Below are 18,507 nucleotides of genomic sequence, written 5' to 3' on the forward strand. Positions count from 1 at the left end.
CTAGCGCAGCCCCGGGCGCCGCACCACCGCGCAAAAGGAAACGGCCGGGTTGCCCCGGCCGTTTCCGTGTCACCTTGAAGCAGCAGCCATCAGAACTGGTACTTCAGGGTCAGCATGGCGCCCCAGCGGGACACCGCGCGGCTCGGCAGGCCCTTGCCATCGTACGGCACCAGCGAAGCGGTGTTCAGGCCGTAGATGTACTTGCCGTCGTCGGTGATGCCGTTGACGTAGGCCAGGCGGCGGGTGCTGTAACCGTTGTCGATGTAGTTGGTCACGCCCCAGTCCTTGTTGAGCAGGTTCAGGAAGTTGTAGATGTCCAGGCGGACGATCGACTTGTGCTCCCTGAAGAAGCCCGGCAGCTCCTGCTGGATCGACACGTCCAGCTGGTTCACCCAGGGCATCCGCGCGCCGTTGCGCTCCGCGATCTCGCCGCGGTGCTTGGACAGGTAGCGGTCACCGTCGATGAACTTGTGGAAGGCCTCGATCTGCTCGGCGGTGGCGTTGCCGTAGCTGACGTACGGGTCGTTCTCGCGCAGCGGGATGTAGGCCAGGTCGTAGTTGGAGTCGCCGTCGCCGTTCACGTCGGTGCCGTAGGTCCAGCTGTACGGCATGCCGTCGTGGCCGTTGTAGAACGCGGTGATGCTGGTCTTGTAGTCACCGAAGAACGCGTGCTCCCAGCCCACGGCCAGCTTGACCTGGGTGGCGATGGTGCGGTCGGCGGTGCTGGAGACCACGTTCTCGTGGTCCACGCGGGCGACGTAGCTGTAGCCCGACGAGGCCTGCGAGCTGTTGCCCGGGTTCACTTCCTCGGCCTTGGTGAAGGTCGTGCTCAGGTTGGCGTACCAGCCGTCGCTGAACTTCTTGTCCAGGGCGAAGGTGATGGCGCGCGAGCCGCCCTTGTCGGTGTTGGTCAGCAGGGTCGAGTTGGTGGTGAACGCGCGGTTGCTGCCGTGGTTCTTGCCGCTGGCCGAGCTGCTGGTGGTGAAGCCGTTCACCCAGTACGAGGCGCGGCCGTCCGGCAGGGTGCCGTTCGGGGTGCCGATGTTCGGCGCCAGGTACAGGATCGCGTCCTTGTTCTTGATCCACTGCAGCTCGACGGTGGCGACCAGGTCCCACCACGGCAGGGCGGCGTCGAAGCCCAGGTTGGCCTTCCACGCGGTCGGCAGCTTGAAGTCCGGATCAAGCGTGTCGACGGCCATCTGCGGCGCCGAGCCGTTGCCCGGGACGTTCTGGTTGTACGGATCCGGGCTGAACGGGGCGGTGGCCGGGTTGGAGGTGTTGTACGCGTAGACGGTCAGGCCGTTGTTCTGGTACGGGTTGTTCAGCCACACCGCCGGCGGCTTGGTCTGGAACAGGCCGAAGCCACCGCGCACCTGCATGAACTGCTCCTCGTTCAGCAGGTAATTGAAGGCCACGCGCGGCTGCACGACCTTGTTCCTGGAACCCAGGCGGTGGTTGTTGCGGTAGCCGAAGGCTTCCTCGAAGGCCGCGTTGTACAGCGGGGCGTGGTCTTCCTTCGGGATGTCGACGCGGACGCCGTAGGTCAGCGACAGCTTGTCGGTGGCCTGCCAGGTGTCCTGCACGAACGGGCTGAAGGTGCTGATGGTCACCGCGCCCGGGACGTCCTCCAGGCCGTAGCCCGGGGCCGGGGTGCGCAGGTCGTAGCGCGAGTAGTTGCAGGGGGTGCTGCCGTCGGCGCAGGCCAGGAAGTTGGCCAGCGTGAACTGGTACACGCCGTGCAGGTCGCGGCCGAACATGTTGTAGACGTCGTTCTCGACGTACTCGAAGCCGCCCTTGACGACGTGGTCGCCCAGGTACCAGTTGCCGAACAGCGAGGCGGTCAGCTTCTTGGTCGAGATCGCGTTCTCGTGGCGGTACTTGTCCTCGCCCAGGAAGATCGCCGGGCCGCTGGTGGCGGTGCCGGTGTAGACCTCCACGTGCGGCTGGTTGGTGAACGCGGCCGCCTCCTGGTCGAACTTCTGGTAGCTGATCTTGGCTTCGGTGCTGAAGTTCTCGGACCAGTCGCTGAACAGCTGCAGCGAGGTGTTCTCGGTCAGGCTGTCGTAGTTGTACCAGTGGCTGGACAGGACCACGCGGTTGCCCGACTGGTTGTACGGGTTCGGCTTGACCTCCTCGGTGCGCTGGTAGGTCAGGCTGGCGCGGTGGTAGTCGTTGATGTTCCAGTCCAGCTTGGCCAGGAAGCGCTCGTTCTCCAGGTCCATCGCGCCGATGTACGCGCCCGGGAACAGGCCCAGGCGGGTGGCGGCGTCGATCACGTCGTTGACCTGCTGCTGGGTCACGGCGCCGGTGCTCAGGCCGTCGGAGTCGGTGCCGCCGATCGCGGTCACTTCCTGCTTCTCGGCCGACACGAAGAAGAACAGCTTGTCCTTGACGATCGGGCCGCCCAGGGTGAAGCCCTTGGTGCTGTCCTTGTCGAAGCCGGTGTAGCGCTTGCCGTCGCGCTTGCCGATCATGCTGTCGGCATCCTTGAACGCGTAGTAGGCCGAGCCGTGCAGCTCGTTGGTGCCCGACTTGGTGACCGCGTTGATCTGCGCGCCGATGGTGCTGAAGGCCACGTCGTAGTCGGTGACGGCGATGTCGAACGCGGCGATGGTGTCGATCGAGATCGGCGAGCCGGTGTACGGCATGCCGTTGGCGTTCAGGCCGAAGGGGTCGCCCTGGGAGATGCCATCGACCTGGATCTCGTTGAAGCGGTTGTTCACGCCGGCGGCGGAGATGGCGCCGGTGCCGGCGTCGACCGACAGGCGCGGGTCGAGGCGGGCGAAGTCGTCCAGCGAGCGGTTGCCGGCGGCGGCGGTCTCGAGCTGGCGGCCGCTGATGGAGGTGCTGACGCCCTTGTTGTCCGGGTTGAAGGTGTCCAGCAGGCGCGAACCGGTCACCTGCACGGCGGCGATCTCGGTCACGTTGCCCAGGGCGGCGTTGACGGTGCCGACCTTGTTCAGCTCCAGGTACACGCCTTCCTCGGTCGTGGTGCCCTGGGCCGAAGTGATGGTGACGGTGTACGGGCCACCCGGGCGGAGGCCGCGCGCGGTGTAGCGGCCGTTGGCGTCGGTGGTGGCGCGGCTGACCGTGCCGGACTCGACGTGGACGATCGTCACCTCGGCGCCGGCGACCGGCTGGCCGCTGGTGGAGGTAACAGTACCGGCGACACCAGAGGAAGTGCTCTGGGCGAACGCAGGAGCAACAGCGAGGGCGGCGACCAGTCCAAGGGCGAGCTTGGACATCCGGGGTCGACGGTGGTCGGTCATGGCTAAAGGCCTCGGGAGGGTGGCGGAAAAAGTTTCAGCCCGAACAAGGGCTAATAGGATCAATGGCTTCCCCGCGCGCGGCGCTGCGCGCGGTTAACACTAGGTTAACATGGTAGATGCGTACTGTGACGGTTTCATTACAAATTTTTACTGCGTCGCAGCATGGTTTGCGACGAAACCGCCGCCCGGCGACCGATCAAGCGGCCGCCACCTGGGCCAGGTAGACGGCCACGCCGTCCAGCAGCATCTGCACCGAAATGGCCACCAGCAGCATGCCCATCAGGCGCTCGACCGCGGTCAGCGCGCGCCGGCCGAGCAGCCGGTAGAGGAACGGCGAGGCCAGCAGGATCGCGGCGGTCGCGGCCCAGGCCAGGAACAGCGCCAGGCTCCACTCCCACAGCCGGTCCGGCTCGCGGCTGCCCATCAGCATCACCGCGGCCATGCCCGAGGGGCCGGCCACCAGCGGGATCGCCAGCGGCACGATGAACGGCTCGCCGTCCGGGATCTCGCCCATCAGCCCTTCCGGGCGCGGGAAGATCATGCGGATGCCGATCAGGAACAGGACGATGCCGCCGGCGATGGAGACCGACTCCTGGCGCAGGTGCATCAGCTCCAGGGCGTACTTGCCGCACCACAGGAACAGCATCAGCACGGCCAGCGCGATCAGCAGCTCGCGCACCAGCACCTTGCGCTGGCGCTGCGGCGCCAGCGGCTTGAGCACGCTGAGGAACACCGGGACGTTGCCCAGCGGATCCAGGATCAGGAACAGCAGCAGGGCCGCGGACATGATGGTCATGCCGGCACCCCCTCCAGCCCGGCCAGCACCCGGCCGCGGTAGTCCTTGCCTGCGGCCGAGAGCAGCATGACGCAGCGCTCGGCATAGGCCTGCGGATCGCGCAGGTCGGCGGCCAGGTCGTCGGCGTAGGCGCGGGCGCGCAACGGGGTGCGCATCGGCCCCGGCTGCAGGCCGCAGACGCGCACCGGGTCGTTGGCCAGCTCGGCGGCCAGCATGCGCAGCAGCGCGTGCAGCCCGTGCTGGGCCACGCCGTAGCCGCCCCAGTACGCCTGCCCCACCCGCGCCGGGTCGTCCACCGCCAGCACCACCGCCGGGTCCGGCGCCTGGCGCAGCAGCGGCAGGCAGGCCTGCAGCAGCCACCACGGCGCGGTCAGGTTGACGTGGATGGCGCGGGCGAACTGGGCCGGGTCCTGGTGTTCCAGCGGCGTCAGGCCGCGGAACTCGGCGGCGCAGTGCAGGATGCCATCCAGCCGGCCCAGCTCGGCCTCGATGCGCCCGGCCAGCTCGGCGTAGTCGTCCGGCGTGGCGCCCTCCAGGTCCAGCGGGTACAGCAGCGGCTCCGGGCCCGCCGCGGCGACGGCGTCGTACACGCGGTTGAGCCGCGGCAGCTTGCGGCCCAGCAGGACCACGGTGGCGCCGGCTTCGGCGCAGGCACGGGAAGCCACGCTGCCCAGCCCGCCATGGGCACCGGCCACGAGCACGACACGACCTGCCAGCGGCCTTGGCGCCGCCACGGGAAGACCAACCAGGCTCATTGCGTCTGCGCTTCGCTGACCATCCGCTGCAGCTCGCCGGACTCCAGCAGCTCCAGGGTGATGTCGCAGCCGCCGATCAGCTCGCCGTGCAGGAACAGCTGCGGGAAGGTCGGCCAGTTGGAATAGCGCGGCAGGTTGGCGCGGATCTCCGGCTCCTCCAGCACGTTGACCGTGTGCAGGTCCTTGGCCCCGGCGGCCTGCAGGGCCTGCACCGCGCGGGCCGAGTACCCGCACATCGGGAACGCCGGAGTGCCCTTCATGAACAGCACGATTGGCCGGCTCTCGACCTCGGCCTGGATGCGATCCATCACCGCCATTGCGAGTCTCCTGACGCCGGGGCCTGGACGGCCGTCGGCTACACTGAAGTTGCAATTGTAATCCCAGCGCGGCCGCCCCGACGCCGCGCCTCCCCCGGAAAGTCCCCCGATGCCGTTCGAGTTGCCCGACCTGCCCTACGCGCGCACCGCGCTGGAGCCCCATGTTTCCGCCGCCGCGCTGGAAGCGCACCGTGGCGTGCACCGCGAGCATGTGGAGGCGCTCAACCGCCTGCTGCCTGGCTCCGGGCTGGAGGCGCTGGCGCTGCCGGAGCTGCTGCGCCGGGCCCAGGGCCGGCTGGCGGAGGCCGCCGCCGAGGCCTGGAACCACGCTTTCTACTGGAGCTGCATGTCGCCACGCGGCGGCGGCGAACCGCGCGGCGCGCTGGCCGACCTGCTGGCACGCCGCTACGGCAACCTCGCCGGCTTCCGCGCCGAGTTCGAGCGCATGGCCCTGGCCCAGCCCGGGCCCGGCTGGGCCTGGCTGGTGCAGCGCCCCGACGGCAGCCCCGGCATCCTGGTCACCCGCGGCGCCAGCACCCCGGCCACCGGCAGCGACACCCCGCTGCTGGCCTGCGACCTGTGGGAACACGCCTGGTGGATGGACCACCAGGACGACCGCGCCGCCTACCTGGCCGGCTTCTGGAAGGTGGTGGACTGGGAGGCCGTGGCCCGCCGCCTGCGCTGACCGGCCACGGCGCGGCTCAGCCGCGCAGCAGGGCCACGACCGGCACGACCTGCGCCTGCTGCTCCAGCGCCGCGCCGGCGGCCTCCAGCGCATCGGCCAGCGCGTGCGGCGTGTCGGCGCGGAAGGTGGCATGGCCGACCTTGCGCCCTGCGCGCGGCTCCTTGCCGTAGTCGTGCCAGTGGCCGCCGGCCTGGCCGAGCACGCCGGCCGCGTCCGGCATCGCGCCGATCCAGTTGAGCATGCAGGCATGGCCGCGCATCGCGGTGCTGCCCAGCGGCAGGCCCAGCACGGCGCGCAGGTGGTTCTCGAACTGCGAGGTCTCCGCGCCCTCGATCGTCCAGTGCCCGGAGTTGTGCACGCGCGGCGCCATTTCGTTGGCCAGCAGCTGGTCGCCGCGGCGGAACAGCTCCAGCGCGAACACGCCGACGTAGCCCAGCTTCTCCGCCAGCAGGCGGGCGTAGCGAAGCGCGGTGTCCTGCACCCGGGCCGGCACCGGCGCCGGCGCCAGGCTGGCCGAGAGCACGCCGTCGACATGCCAGTTGGCGGTCAGCGGCCAGGCGCGGAATTCGCCGTCGCGGCCGCGCACGGCAACCACGCTGACCTCGCCGTCGAACGGCACGAAGGCCTCGAGGATCAAGCCTACCCGCGCCGCCTGCGCGCCCAGCGCCTCCCAGGCGGCATCGGCGTCGGCGTGGCTGCGGATGCGGAACTGGCCCTTGCCGTCGTAGCCCAGGCGGCGGGTCTTGAGGATGCACGGCACGCCGACCTCGTCCAGCGCGCGCTCCAGCCCTTCGCGGCTGTCGACCGCGGCGAACGCCGGCACCGGGATGCCCAGTTCGCGGAACAGGGTCTTCTCGGCCAGGCGGTCCTGGGCCACGGCCAGCGCATCCGGCGCCGGGAACACCGGCACCTTGCCGGCCAGGGCACGGGCACTGTCGGCCGGCACGTTCTCGAAATCGAAGGTGACCACGTCGACCTCGCCGGCCAGCGCCTGCAGCGCGGCGGCATCGTCGAACGCGGCGTTGAGCAGCGGCGCGCACTCGCCGGCGCAGGCGTCGGCGGCCGGGTCCAGCACCTTGAACTGCAGCCCCAGCGGCAGGCCGGCCAGCGCCATCATCCGCGCCAGCTGCCCGCCCCCGAGGATCCCCACGCGTTGGCGACGGCTCATGCGCGGCGACTCACTGCCGCGGGTCGTCATTGGCCATGACGTCCTCGGTCTGGCGCTGGCGGAAAGCTTCCAGCGCGCGGGCGATGTCCGGATGGTCGGCGGCCAGCATCGCCGCGGCGAACAGGCCGGCATTGGCGGCGCCGGCGTTGCCGATGGCGAAGGTCGCGACCGGGATGCCGGCCGGCATCTGCACGATCGACAGCAGCGAATCCAGGCCGTTGAGCGCGCGGCTCTGCACCGGCACGCCCAGCACCGGCACCGGGGTCTTGGAGGCGAGCATGCCCGGCAGGTGGGCCGCACCACCGGCGCCGGCGATGATCGCGCGCAGGCCGCGCGCCTGGGCGCTGGCGGCGTACTCGAACAGCACGTCGGGGGTGCGATGCGCGGACACGACGCGGACTTCGTGCGGAACCCCGAGGGCCTCGAGCTTCTGCACGGCGTGCTGCATCGTCTCCCAGTCGGAGCGGGAACCCATCACGACGCCGACCAGGGGCGCGGCGGCGGTGGGCGCGGGCGGATTGGGCTGGGCTGGCATGGCCGTCCTCGGTGGCAAGGCCGTATTCTAGCCGCCTCCGCTCCCCGACCGAATGCCATGGACCGCAAGCTGCTCGACCTGCTCTGTTCGCCCGACACCCGCCAGCCGCTGGCCCTGCTGGAGTCGCGCGGGCTGGAAGCGCTCAACCGCGCCATCGCCGCCGGCCAGGTGAGCCGCGCCGACGGCACGCCGCAGCGCGAACCGCTGCGCGAGGCCCTGGTCACCCGCGACCGCCGCCACGTCTACCGGATCGAGGACGGCATCCCGGTGCTGCTGGTCGAGGAAGCCCTGGCCACGGCCCAGGTGGCCGACTTCCCGCCGGCATGAGCCGGCCGGACCTGCTCCCGCCCCCGGAAGCGGTGGTGCTGGAGGACGTGCGCCGCGCCCTGGCCGAGGACATCGGCGACGGCGACGCCACCGCCGCCCTGCTGCCGGACCAGCCCGAGCGGGCCTACCTGCTGTGCAAGGAAGACGCGGTCGTCGCCGGCCGCCCCTGGTTCGAGGCCACGCACCGCGTGCTCGACCCGCAGGTCCGCATCGAATGGCACGTGGCCGAGGGCCAGCGCGTGGCCGCCGGCACCGTGCTGGCCGTCCTGCATGGCCGCACCCGGGCGCTGGTGAGCGCCGAGCGTACCTCGCTCAACTTCATGCAGACCCTCAGCGGCACCGCCACGGTGACGGCCCGTTACGTCGAGGCCGTGCGCGGCACCGGCACCACCATCCTCGATACCCGCAAGACCCTGCCCGGCCTGCGCCAGGCGCAGAAGTACGCGGTGCGCGCCGGCGGCGGCGGCAACCACCGCATGGGCCTGTACGACGCGGTGATGCTCAAGGAGAACCACGTGCGCGTGGCCGGTTCGGTCGGCGCCGCGATCCAGGCCGCGCGGGCGGCGCGGCCCGACCTGCCGCTGATCGTCGAGGTCGAAACCCTGGACGAGCTGCGCGAGGCGCTGGAAGCCGGCTGCGACCGCATCCTGGTCGACGACTTCGACGCCGCCACCCGCCGCGAGGCGGTGCGCATCGCCCGCTCGGCGCCGTTCGCCGGCCGCATCCCGCTGGAGGTCTCCGGCAGCGTCGGCCTGGAAGGCCTGCGCGCGATCGCCGAGGACGGCGTGGACTTCATTTCCATCGGCGCCCTGACCAAGCACGTGCGCGCGATCGACCTGTCGCTCAAGCTCGGCCCGCCGCCCGCCTGAGCCGCGGTCACGCCGCGCCCACCGCCAGCGGCTAACCTCGGGGCCACGGGAAAGGAGTCCGCATGCGCCCCAACCTCCCCTGCCTGATCCTGCTCGCCCTGGCCGGGCTGCTCCTGGCCCCGGCGCCGGCCCGCGCCGCGGTCGAGGCCTGCGACCTGCCACCGCGCTATGGCGTCGAGCGCACCGCTGCGGCGGTGGCCCGGGTCGCCTGCCAAGAGTACCGGCTGTGGTACCGGCCCTTCATCGACAGCGAGGGCCGGGTGATCGCGCTGGCCCTGGGCGAAGGCGACCGCACCCGGCTCGCGGACGATGCCACCCCGGCCTGGCAGCAGGTCGCGCGCTACTGGCGCGAGAGCGGCACCCTGGCGCAGATGGGCGCGCTCCCCGGCGCCCCCAGCTGCTTCCTGCCGCCGGGCGACCGCCACTACGACAGCGACTGCCGCGCCTTCCTGCTCGACCACCCCTGGTCGGCGGCGTTCGTCTCCTGGGTCGTGCGCCGCGCCGGGGTGCCGAACTTCGCTGCCTCGCCGCGGCACATGGACTACATCGCCCAGGCCTACCGCGATCCGGAGCACAGCCCGTACCGCTACGCCGATCCGTTCGCGGACAAGCCCGCGCCGGGCGACCTGCTGTGCTTCCTGCGCGGGAACGACGAGGGCCGGGGCGCCGCGGGACTGCGCGCCGGCCTGTCCGGCAGCGGGCCACTGCCGCGGCAGTCGCACTGCGAGGTGGTGGTCGCGGCCAATCCCGGCGGCGACCGCACCCTCTATTCGATCGGCGGCAACGTGCTCAATTCCGTGGTGATGCGCCAGCTGCCGCTGGATCGCACCGGACGCCTGGAGCGCAGCGTCGCCGGCCTTGTCGGCGCCGGCCAGACCGCCGGCGCCGACTACGACGGCACCATGCCCGCGGCCGCCTGCGGCCCCGCCCGCCCGGAGGCCTGCAGCCTCAACCGGCGCGACTGGGCGGTGCTGCTGAAACTGCGGACGCAGGCGGAACTGGATGCGCTGTGGTCCGGCGCCCCGCCGGTGCCGGCAACGCCCGCACCGGCACCGGCGGCTGGACCGGAACCCGTTGCCGCGCCCGCATCCGGATCCACGCCACCGGACGCCACCGCGGACGGCGACTGACCGGTGCGCACGCGGCGGCGCTGGGCTAGAGTCCGCGCATGCCCAGCCTGATCCTGCTGATGATTGCCGGCGCCGCGATGGTCGCGTTCTGGAACGCGGCGCGCGCGGCGGCCGAACGCGCCGAGGCCCTCGGCCGCGATGCCTGCGCCGCCGCCGGCGTGCAATGGCTGGACCACAGCGTGCACGCCGCCGGCCTGCGCCTGTACCGGCGCGAGGACGGCTGGCTTGGCCTGGAGCGCACCTTCCGCTTCGACTATTCGCACGACGGCACCGACCGCCACAGCGGACGGCTGGTGCTGCGCGGCGGGCGCCTGGTGTCGTTCACCGGGCCCTCGTCCGGGGCCACGGTCGTTCCCCTGCCTGCGCGCGGCCGCGCCGGCCTGCAGGACTGAAACGGCCGCGCCGGCCAAGGGCCGGCGCGTGCATCGGGCTTACTTGACCACCCGCAGGTGCGGGCGCTTGCCGGCCGGCGGCGGTTCCGGCGCCGGGGGCGTGTCGTCCGGGCCGTCGTGCTCGTCGCTCGCCGCATCGGGTGGCAGGCCGGTGTCCTCGGGCAGGACCATGCCCTGCCCGGTCTCGCGCGCGTACACCGCCAGCACCGCGCTGACCGGCACGCTGACCGGCTGGCTGACGCCACCGAAGCGCGCGGTGAAGCCGATCCAGGCGTTGTCGATGTGCAGGCCGACCACGGCGCGGTCGGCGATGTTGAGCACCACCTTGCCGTCGCGCACCGCACCCGGCGGCACCTGGACCCCCGGCACCGACGCATCCACCAGGATGTGCGGGGTCATGCCGTTGTCGTTGATCCACTCGGTGAGCGCCCGCAGCAGGTACGGACGGTAGGAGGTCATGCGGGGGACGTCGTCGCTCATGCGGACAGTCTACGCGACCGCGGCGGCCGGGGGCCGCCGCGGCGCCGTTCAGACCGGAAGGTCGCGCAGCTTCCGTTCCTGCTCGGTGAGGCTGCGGGCGAAACCGGGGTTGCGGAAGATGCGGTTGCCGTAGTCCTCGATGGCCTTGCCGTCCTTCGGCAGCGGCACGTCCAGCGCCGGCAGGCGCCAGATGATCGGGGCCATGGCGCAGTCGGCCAGGCTCATCTCGGGGTTGAGGAAGAACTTGCTGGCCTTGAACAGCGGCAGCGACTCGGTCAGCAGCTCGCGCAGGCGCTTGCGGCCGGCCTCGGCCTGCTGCTTGTTGCCCAGCTGGATGGCCTGCACCTGCGGCACCCAGTCGTGCTCGATGCGCAGCATCGCCAGGCGCAGGCGCGCGCGCGACAGCGGGTCCACCGGCATCAGCGGCGGGTGCGGGTAGCGCTCGTCCAGGTATTCGCTGACCACCGAGGCGGCGTACAGCACCAGCTCGCGCTCCACCAGGGTGGGCACCGAGTGGTAGGGGTTGAGGTGGATCAGGTCCTCGGGCGGGTTCTGGGCATCCACCGCCACCAGGTCGTAGGTCACGCCCTTGGCCGCCAGGACCAGGCGTACTCGATGACACAGGACGTCATCGACGGAGGAAAACAAAGTCAGGGTATTGCGCATGCGCACGCTCGCTGCCATCTGGGCCTCCGACGACCGGGCTCCGCCGGTCGCACCAACGCCGGCGGCCCCTCGCCGCCGGTCGTGATAATCCCCCGAGTGTGCCGTTCCGGCGCCAAAAAGCGCAAGGCCGGGGGAGACCCGGCCTTGGCTGCGAACCCTGGAGGGGGGACCTCAATGCACGTCCCGCCAGTATTCCTGCTTGAGCAGGTAGGCCAGGAACGAGAGCGCCACCAGGAACAGGATCACCCAGATGCCGATGGCCTGGCGCTTGAGCGCAGCCGGCTCGCCGGCGTACTCCAGGAAGTTGGTGATGTCGCGCACCGCCTGGTCGAACTCCTGGGTGCTCACCTTGCCCGGGGAGGTCACCACCAGCCGCTCCGGATGGCGCTCGCCCGCCTCGTCCGGCTCGCCGTACTCGGCGTGCTGCAGGCCCTGCAGCTCCCACAGCGGGTTGGGCATGGAGACGTTCGGGAACAGCTTGTTGTTCCAGCCCAGCGGGCGGGTCTCGTCCAGGTAGAAGGACTTGAGGTAGGTGTACAGCCAGTCGCTGCCGCGCACGCGCGAGATCAGGCTCAGGTCCGGCGGCATCTTGCCGAACCACTTCTCGGCGTCCGCCGGGGCCAGCGCGACGTGGATCTGCTCGCCGTACTTGGCGCCGGTGAAGTTGAGGTTCTGCATCACCTCTTCTTCGGTCAGGCCGAGGTCCTCGCCCATGCGCGAGTAGCGCAGGTACTTCAGCGAGTGGCAGCCGGAGCAGTAGTTCATGTACAGCGCCGCGCCGCGCTGCAGCGAGGCGCGGTCGGACAGGTCGTTGCCGGCCTGCTGCAGCTGGCCGCCGGAGGCGGCCAGCGCGGAGGCCGAGGACAGCAGCCCGATCGCGGCCGAAGCCAGGAGTGCAATCCACTTCTTAGTCATGCGTCGTCACCCGTTCCGGCACCGGCTTGGTCTTGTCGATCTTGGTCCAGATCGGCATGGTCAGGAAGAACAGGAAGTAGTAGGCGGTCAGGAAGCGGCCGACGATGGTCTCGACCGGATCCGTGCCCGGGCCGGCGCCGATCTTGCCCAGCCACACGAAGCTGAAGGCGAAGCCCAGCAGCAGCGCCCAGGACAGCACGCCGCGGTAGCGGTAGGACTTGGCCTTGGAGCGGTCCAGCCACGGCACCGCGAACAGGATCGCGATCGCGCCGAACATCACCAGCACGCCGCCGAGCTTGTCCGGGACCACGCGCAGCATCGCGTAGAAGGGCGTGTAGTACCACACCGGCTTGATGTGTTCCGGGGTGACCAGCCTGTTGGCCTCGGTGAAGTTGTCGTGCTCGAGGAACCAGCCGCCAAACGCCGGGGCGAAGAAGATGATGAAGGCCGCCACCAGCAGCATCAGGCACACGTAGAAGGTGTCCTTCACCGTGTAGTACGGGTGGAACGGCACGCCGTCGGCCGGCGCGGTGGGCGACCAGCGGTTGCCCTTCGGGCCCTTCTTGATCTCCACGCCGTCGGGGTTGTTGGAACCGACCTCGTGCAGCGCGCCCAGGTGCAGCACGACCAGCAGCAGCAGCACCAGCGGCAGCGCGATCACGTGCAGGGCGAAGAAGCGGTTGAGGGTGGCGTCGGAGGGCAGGTAGTCGCCCATGATCCACTCGGTCAGGCCGTTGCCGATCACCGGGATCGCGCCGAACAGCGAGATGATCACCTTGGCGCCCCAGAACGACATCTGGCCCCACGGCAGCACGTAGCCCATGAAGGCCTCGGCCATCAGCACCAGGTAGATCAGCATGCCGAGGATCCACACCAGCTCGCGCGGCTTCTGGTACGAGCCGTACATCAGGCCGCGGAACATGTGCAGGTAGACGACGATGAAGAACAGCGAGGCGCCGGTGCTGTGCATGTACCGGATCAGCCAGCCCCACTCGACGTCGCGCATGATGTACTCGACCGAGGCGAAGGCTTCCGCCGCGCTGGTCTTGAAGTGCATCGTCAGGAAGATGCCGGTCACGATCTGGTTGACCAGCACCACCAGCGACAGCACGCCGAAGATGTACCAGATGTTGAAGTTCTTCGGCGCGTAGTACTCGGACATGTGCTTCCGGTACATCGGCGCCAGGGCCGGCGCGCGCGCGTTGACCCAGTCCATCACGCCGGTGGCGGCGCGGGTGAAGATGTTGGCCATGGCTTATGCCCCCTGCGGATCGACGCCGATGACGATGGTGTTGTCGTCGGCGTAGTGGTGCGGCGGCACGACCAGGTTGGTCGGCGCCGGCACGCCCTGGAACACGCGCCCGGCCATGTCGAAGCGGGACTTGTGGCACGGGCAGAAGTAGCCGCCCTTCCACTCCGGGTCGTACGGCTCGGGCTTGATCTCGGCGGCCATCTCCGGCGAGCAGCCCAGGTGGGTGCACAGGCCCACCAGCACCGAGATCTCGGGCTTGAGCGAGCGCAGCACCGGGTTGGCCTGGCGCACGTACTCCGGCTGCTGGTCCGGATTCTCCGACTGCGGGTCGCGCAGGCGGCCGTCCAGCGTAGGCAGTGCGTCGAGCACGGCCTTGGAACGCTTGACGATCCAGATCGGCTGGCCGCGCCACTCCAGGATCAGCCGCTGGCCCTCCTGCAGGGCACTGATGTCGGCGGTCACCGGGGCGCCGGCCAGCTTGGCCCGGGCGCTCGGGTTCCACGACTTGATGAACGGCACTGCGGCGAAACCGGCGCCCACGGCCCCCACCACGGCGGTGGTGGCGGTCAGGAACCGGCGTCGGCCCGTGTTCACGGGCGCTTGGACCTCATCGTTGGCCATCCGGCACTCCGAAAATCTTCAGCTGGTAGCGTTGGCTGCCCGCGACCATGGCTGGTCGCAAAAGACAGGGAAGTGTAACGGAACGCTTAATGGGCCGACAATGGCGGCCTGTCCCTCGCATGCTGCGTCCCGGTCGCATGCCCGTCCCCGCGGCCTCAGCGCGCCGCCAGCACGCCGCGGTATCGCTCGGCCAGCACGCCCACGCGCTGCACGTAGCGCTGGGTCTCGCTGTACGGCGGCACCCCGTTGTAGCGGTCCACCGCGCCCTCGCCGGCGTTGTACCCGGCCGCGGCCAGGGTCAGGTCGCCGTTGTAGCGCTTCAGCAGCCAGGCCAGGTACTGGGTCCCGCCGCGGATGTTCTGGCGCGCGTCGAAGCTGTCGCTGACCCCGAAGCGCTGGGCGGTGGCCGGCATCAGCTGCATCAGTCCCTGGGCACCGGCGTGCGACAGCGCCATCGGGTTGAAGGCCGATTCGGCGTGGATCACCGCCCGCACCACCGCTTCCTCCACCCCGAACTCGCGCGCGGCCGCGGCGATCTCGTCGCGGTAGGCGTCGGTGTTCAGGCGCACGGTGGCGAAGCTCACCCCCGGCTGGACCGCGCAGGCGTAGCAGGTCTCCATGAAGCTGTAGGCCACCGCGCGCACGCCGCTGGCGCCGGAACCGCGGGCCGGGGGCCGGCTGCTGAAGTGGCGCACCCCGTCCTTGACGTAGGAATAAACCTGGCCGCTGACCCGGCGCCGGGGCGGCGTGGCCGCGGTCGCGGGGCTGGCAGCGGATGCCGGGGTGGTGATGGCCGCCGGGACCAGGGTGGCCGGTGCGGCAGCCGTACTGGCCGTACTGGCCGTACTGGCCGGGGCGGCCGCGGGCGGCGCGGCGGGCCTGGGGCTGCGGCGATCGGGCGTGAAATGGCTGGCCACGGCGCAACGGGCGCCGGGCACGCGCTTGGTCACGTAGCTGGATACACCGTCACTGCCGACGCACCGGTATACGGTGCCCGCGCTGGCCGGAAGCGCAGCCAGCCCGAGCAGCAGCAGGACGGCTGCCTTCCCCAGGTTCCCCATGGGCCGGGAGTATCCCGGCTGCCGGCCGCCTTGCCAAGTCGCGGGCCGGCAAACCGGGGCGCCGGTCCGGCTTCGCGGCTACAATGCCGGCCCCTGCCCGCCTGGATTAACCGCCATGACCGGGATGACCGCCACGCCGGAGCGCGCTCCGGACGCCGCCATCGCGCCCGCCACCACCCCCGCCCCGTCCCTGGTCCCGCTGCCGGGCGCCGCCCCGCGCGCCATTCCCGGCGGGGCCCGCGGCAAGCTCTACATCAAGACCCACGGTTGCCAGATGAACGAGTACGACTCGGCCCGCATGGCCGACGTGCTCGCCGAGCACGAGGGCCTGGAACTGACCGACAACCCGGAGGAGGCCGACGTCGTCCTGGTCAACACCTGCTCGATCCGCGAGAAGGCCCAGGAGAAGGTGTTCAGCCAGCTCGGCCGCTGGAAGGCGCTCAAGGACGGCGGCCGCGACGTGATCATCGGCGTCGGCGGCTGCGTGGCCTCGCAGGAAGGCGAGGCGATCATCCGCCGCGCGCCCTACGTGGACCTGGTGTTCGGTCCGCAGACCCTGCACCGCCTGCCGGAGCTGATCCGCGCCCGGCGCGAGCAGAAGCGCCCGCAGGTCGACATCTCCTTCCCGGAGATCGAGAAGTTCGACCGCCTGCCCGAGCCGCGCGCCGAAGGCCCCAGCGCCTTCGTCTCGATCATGGAGGGCTGCTCCAAGTACTGCAGCTTCTGCGTGGTGCCCTACACCCGCGGCACCGAGGTCAGCCGCCCGTTCGAGGACGTGCTGGTCGAGGTCGCGCAGCTGGCCGCCCAGGGCGTGCGCGAGATCAACCTGCTGGGCCAGAACGTCAACGCCTACCGCGGGCCGATGGGCGAAGGCACGGACGAAGTCGCCGACCTTGGCCTGCTGATCCGCACCATCGCCCAGATCGAGGGCATCGGCCGCATCCGCTTCACCACCTCGCACCCGCTGGAGTTCTCCGACTCGCTGGTGGAGGCCTACCGCGACGTGCCGCAGCTGGCCAATTACCTGCACCTGCCGGTGCAGTCCGGCAGCGACCGCATCCTCAGCGCGATGAAGCGCGGCTACACCGCGCTGGAGTTCAAGCAGAAGATCCGCAAGCTGCGCGCGGTGCGCCCGGACATCTCGATCAGCTCGGACTTCATCGTCGGCTTCCCCGGCGAGACCGACGCGGACTTCGAGAAGACCATGAAGCTGATCGAGGACGTGGGCTTCGACCAGAGCTTCTCCTTCATCTATTCGCGCCGCCCCGGCACCCCGGCCGCGGACCTGCCCGACGACGTCAGCGACGAGGTCAAGCATGCGCGCCTGGCGCACCTGCAGGCCACGATCAACGCCAATGCCGCGCGCATCTCCGGGGCCATGGTCGGCACGGTGCAGAAGGTGCTGGTGGAAGGCCCGTCGAAGAAGGACCCGGCCGAGCTGACCGGCAAGACCGAGAACATGCGCTCGGTGAACTTCCCCGGCAATCCGCGCCTGGTCGGCCAGTTCGTGGACGTGCGCATCACCGCGGCCCTGACCAACTCGCTGCGCGGCGAGGTGGTGGTGGCCTGAGGCCTCTGGCGCGGCGGCCCGTCCGCCGGCCGGGGCACCACCGGCGGGAGCGGGGTTTTCACTGGCTCCGCTCCCTGCCCCGCGCTACCCTTTCTGCCCCCGACCGAACGGCGCCCGCGCGTCCCGCGCGCAGGCCGCGCCCCGCCGATGACCACCCCGACCCAGCGCGACTTCACCCTCGAACCCGCCGACACCGAGCGCCTGGCCAACCTAGCCGGGCCGTTCGACCAGCACCTGCGCCAGATCGAACTGCGCCTGGGCGTGGAGATCGCCAACCGCGGCAACGTGTTCCGCGTCACCGGCCAGTCCGAGGCGGTGTCGCGCACCGAGCACCTGCTGCAGGCGCTGTACGCGGAGGCCGGCGAGACCACCTTCGACAGCCACGCCATCCACCTGCGCCTGAACGAGGCCAACGTCGACCGCATCGACGAGGTCGGCTACCAGCCGCAGGAGGTGACGGTGAAGGTGCGCCGCGGCACCATCCGCGGCCGCGGCGCCAACCAGGCCCGCTACCTGCATTCGATCGCCACCCACGACATCAACTTCGGCATCGGCCCGGCCGGCACCGGCAAGACCTTCCTGGCCGTGGCCATGGCGGTGGACGCGCTCAACGAGTCGCGGGTGCAGCGCCTGGTGCTGGTACGCCCGGCTGTGGAGGCCGGCGAGAAGCTCGGCTTCCTGCCCGGCGACCTGACCCAGAAGGTCGATCCCTACCTGCGCCCGCTGTACGACGCCCTGTACGAGATGCTGGGCGTGGAGAAGGTGGTCAAGCTGCTGGAGAAGAACGTCATCGAGATCGCGCCGCTGGCCTACATGCGCGGCCGCACCCTCAACGACGCCTTCGTGATCCTGGACGAGGCCCAGAACACCACCATCGAGCAGATGAAGATGTTCCTGACCCGCCTGGGCTTCGGCTCCACCGCGGTGGTCACCGGCGACATGACCCAGGTCGACCTGCCCAAGCACGTCAAGTCGGGCCTGAAGGACGCGATCGAGGTGCTGCGCGGGGTGGAAGGCGTGAGCTTCACCTTCTTCGAGGGCCGCGACGTGGTCCGCCACCCGCTGGTGGCGCGCATCGTCAACGCCTACGACCGCCGCGACCGCGAGGCCCCGGCCCGGCAGGAAGAGGAACGCGGGTAGGCGCCGCGCTCGCGGCCGCGGCCGCCGCGCGCGATACTGCGCGTCCATTCCCGTCGATCCTGCAGCCATGACCAAGGGCCCCGTCCGTCTCGATGTCGCGGTGAGCTACGCGGTGCCGCGCGCCGGCGTGCCCGCCGCGCAGAGCTTCCGCAAGTGGGTGGCCGCCGCGCTGGCCGGACGCATCCGCGAGGCCGACCTGGCCATCCGCATCGTCGACGCGCCCGAGGGCCAGGCACTCAACCGCCACTACCGCGGCAAGGACTACGCCACCAACGTGCTGAGCTTCCCGGCCGAGCTGCCGGAAGGCCTGCCCAAGGGGGTCAAGTTCCCGCTGCTGGGCGACCTGGTGATCTGCGCGCCGGTGGTGGCGCGCGAGGCGGCCGAGCAGGGCAAGGCCCTGGCCGCGCACTACGCCCACCTCACCGTGCACGGCACCCTGCACCTGCTGGGCTGGGACCACGAGGACGACAAGGAGGCCGAGGCCATGGAACAGCTGGAGCGGGAGATCCTCGCCAGCCTGGGGCTGCCGGACCCGTACGCGGCCGAGCGCGGGGACTGA

At 70.7% G+C, this 18,507-nt stretch carries 20 protein-coding genes; 8 read left to right on the forward strand and 12 right to left on the reverse strand.

Annotated elements, in window-relative coordinates:
• Nucleotides 1-89: 89 nt before the first annotated feature.
• The 4 genes from B351_RS0103875 to grxD all read right to left on the reverse strand — a co-directional run bounded on the left by B351_RS0103875 (nt 90) and on the right by grxD (nt 5,137).
• Nucleotides 90-3,245 carry a carboxypeptidase regulatory-like domain-containing protein gene (locus B351_RS0103875; RefSeq protein WP_232207886.1) on the reverse strand — a complete coding sequence of 1,052 codons (3,156 nt, stop codon included), beginning with the start codon at nt 3,243-3,245 and terminating at the stop codon, nt 90-92.
• A gap of 220 nt (nt 3,246-3,465) precedes the next feature.
• Nucleotides 3,466-4,065 (reverse strand): YhgN family NAAT transporter, encoded by a 600-nt coding sequence (locus B351_RS0103880; RefSeq protein ID WP_019397740.1) that lies wholly within the window; start codon nt 4,063-4,065, stop codon nt 3,466-3,468.
• On the reverse strand, nt 4,062-4,820 hold the full coding sequence (locus B351_RS0103885; RefSeq protein WP_026010329.1) for an SDR family NAD(P)-dependent oxidoreductase: 759 nt from the start codon (nt 4,818-4,820) through the stop codon (nt 4,062-4,064). The genes B351_RS0103880 and B351_RS0103885 overlap by 4 nt, the downstream gene beginning before the upstream one ends.
• Complete coding sequence (grxD, locus tag B351_RS0103890; protein WP_019397742.1) at nt 4,817-5,137, reverse strand: Grx4 family monothiol glutaredoxin; 321 nt, start codon at nt 5,135-5,137, stop codon at nt 4,817-4,819. Before grxD ends, B351_RS0103885 begins: the two co-directional genes overlap by 4 nt.
• A 109-nt stretch (nt 5,138-5,246) precedes the next feature.
• Here grxD and B351_RS0103895 point away from each other — a divergent pair, with 109 nt between their 5' ends.
• Nucleotides 5,247-5,822 (forward strand): superoxide dismutase, encoded by a 576-nt coding sequence (locus tag B351_RS0103895; protein ID WP_019397743.1) that lies wholly within the window; start codon nt 5,247-5,249, stop codon nt 5,820-5,822.
• 16 nt (nt 5,823-5,838) lie between these two features.
• Here the strand turns inward: B351_RS0103895 and B351_RS0103900 are convergent, their stop codons facing one another.
• Both B351_RS0103900 and purE read right to left on the reverse strand, forming a co-directional pair.
• Nucleotides 5,839-6,990, reverse strand: coding sequence for a 5-(carboxyamino)imidazole ribonucleotide synthase (locus tag B351_RS0103900; RefSeq protein WP_039730836.1), 1,152 nt, complete (start codon nt 6,988-6,990; stop codon nt 5,839-5,841).
• A 10-nt stretch (nt 6,991-7,000) separates the two neighbouring features.
• Nucleotides 7,001-7,525, reverse strand: coding sequence for a 5-(carboxyamino)imidazole ribonucleotide mutase (gene purE, locus B351_RS0103905; protein WP_019397745.1), 525 nt, complete (start codon nt 7,523-7,525; stop codon nt 7,001-7,003).
• Nucleotides 7,526-7,582: 57 nt separating this feature from the next.
• Here purE and B351_RS0103910 point away from each other — a divergent pair, with 57 nt between their 5' ends.
• The 4 genes from B351_RS0103910 to B351_RS0103925 all read left to right on the forward strand — a co-directional run bounded on the left by B351_RS0103910 (nt 7,583) and on the right by B351_RS0103925 (nt 10,243).
• Nucleotides 7,583-7,852, forward strand: coding sequence for a Trm112 family protein (locus B351_RS0103910; protein WP_019397746.1), 270 nt, complete (start codon nt 7,583-7,585; stop codon nt 7,850-7,852).
• Nucleotides 7,849-8,721 (forward strand): carboxylating nicotinate-nucleotide diphosphorylase, encoded by an 873-nt coding sequence (gene nadC, locus B351_RS0103915; protein WP_019397747.1) that lies wholly within the window; start codon nt 7,849-7,851, stop codon nt 8,719-8,721. Before B351_RS0103910 ends, nadC begins: the two co-directional genes overlap by 4 nt.
• 62 nt (nt 8,722-8,783) lie before the next feature.
• On the forward strand, nt 8,784-9,851 hold the full coding sequence (locus tag B351_RS0103920) for a DUF2272 domain-containing protein (RefSeq protein ID WP_019397748.1): 1,068 nt from the start codon (nt 8,784-8,786) through the stop codon (nt 9,849-9,851).
• 38 nt (nt 9,852-9,889) lie between these two features.
• Nucleotides 9,890-10,243, forward strand: a complete 354-nt coding sequence (locus B351_RS0103925) for a DUF3301 domain-containing protein (RefSeq protein ID WP_019397749.1) — start codon at nt 9,890-9,892, stop codon at nt 10,241-10,243.
• 39 nt (nt 10,244-10,282) lie between these two features.
• Here B351_RS0103925 and B351_RS0103930 read toward each other — a convergent pair whose 3' ends face one another.
• The 6 genes from B351_RS0103930 to B351_RS0103955 all read right to left on the reverse strand — a co-directional run bounded on the left by B351_RS0103930 (nt 10,283) and on the right by B351_RS0103955 (nt 15,238).
• The gene (locus B351_RS0103930) at nt 10,283-10,723 is read right to left on the reverse strand and encodes a ClpXP protease specificity-enhancing factor (RefSeq protein WP_026010332.1); all 441 of its coding nucleotides are present in this window, start codon (nt 10,721-10,723) and stop codon (nt 10,283-10,285) included.
• A 48-nt stretch (nt 10,724-10,771) separates the two neighbouring features.
• Nucleotides 10,772-11,407, reverse strand: coding sequence for a glutathione S-transferase N-terminal domain-containing protein (locus B351_RS0103935; RefSeq protein ID WP_026010333.1), 636 nt, complete (start codon nt 11,405-11,407; stop codon nt 10,772-10,774).
• 153 nt (nt 11,408-11,560) lie between these two features.
• Nucleotides 11,561-12,304 carry a cytochrome c1 gene (locus tag B351_RS0103940; protein ID WP_019397752.1) on the reverse strand — a complete coding sequence of 248 codons (744 nt, stop codon included), beginning with the start codon at nt 12,302-12,304 and terminating at the stop codon, nt 11,561-11,563.
• Nucleotides 12,297-13,556 carry a cytochrome bc complex cytochrome b subunit gene (locus B351_RS0103945; protein ID WP_019397753.1) on the reverse strand — a complete coding sequence of 420 codons (1,260 nt, stop codon included), beginning with the start codon at nt 13,554-13,556 and terminating at the stop codon, nt 12,297-12,299. The genes B351_RS0103940 and B351_RS0103945 overlap by 8 nt, the downstream gene beginning before the upstream one ends.
• A 3-nt stretch (nt 13,557-13,559) precedes the next feature.
• Nucleotides 13,560-14,177, reverse strand: coding sequence for a ubiquinol-cytochrome c reductase iron-sulfur subunit (gene petA / locus B351_RS0103950; protein WP_019397754.1), 618 nt, complete (start codon nt 14,175-14,177; stop codon nt 13,560-13,562).
• 155 nt (nt 14,178-14,332) lie between these two features.
• Nucleotides 14,333-15,238 (reverse strand): lytic transglycosylase domain-containing protein, encoded by a 906-nt coding sequence (locus B351_RS0103955; RefSeq protein ID WP_026010334.1) that lies wholly within the window; start codon nt 15,236-15,238, stop codon nt 14,333-14,335.
• A gap of 124 nt (nt 15,239-15,362) precedes the next feature.
• On the opposite strand from B351_RS0103955, the gene miaB reads away from it, so the two are divergent.
• The 3 genes from miaB (at nt 15,363) to ybeY (ending at nt 18,507) form a co-directional block, all read left to right on the forward strand.
• Nucleotides 15,363-16,808 (forward strand): tRNA (N6-isopentenyl adenosine(37)-C2)-methylthiotransferase MiaB, encoded by a 1,446-nt coding sequence (gene miaB, locus B351_RS0103960; protein WP_156810410.1) that lies wholly within the window; start codon nt 15,363-15,365, stop codon nt 16,806-16,808.
• Nucleotides 16,809-16,955: 147 nt separating this feature from the next.
• Nucleotides 16,956-17,948 (forward strand): PhoH family protein, encoded by a 993-nt coding sequence (locus tag B351_RS0103965; protein ID WP_019397758.1) that lies wholly within the window; start codon nt 16,956-16,958, stop codon nt 17,946-17,948.
• A gap of 67 nt (nt 17,949-18,015) precedes the next feature.
• Nucleotides 18,016-18,507 carry an rRNA maturation RNase YbeY gene (gene ybeY / locus B351_RS0103970; RefSeq protein WP_019397759.1) on the forward strand — a complete coding sequence of 164 codons (492 nt, stop codon included), beginning with the start codon at nt 18,016-18,018 and terminating at the stop codon, nt 18,505-18,507.

The organism is Pseudoxanthomonas sp. GW2 (genome assembly GCF_000283075.1).
GTDB lineage: Bacteria > Pseudomonadota > Gammaproteobacteria > Xanthomonadales > Xanthomonadaceae > Pseudoxanthomonas.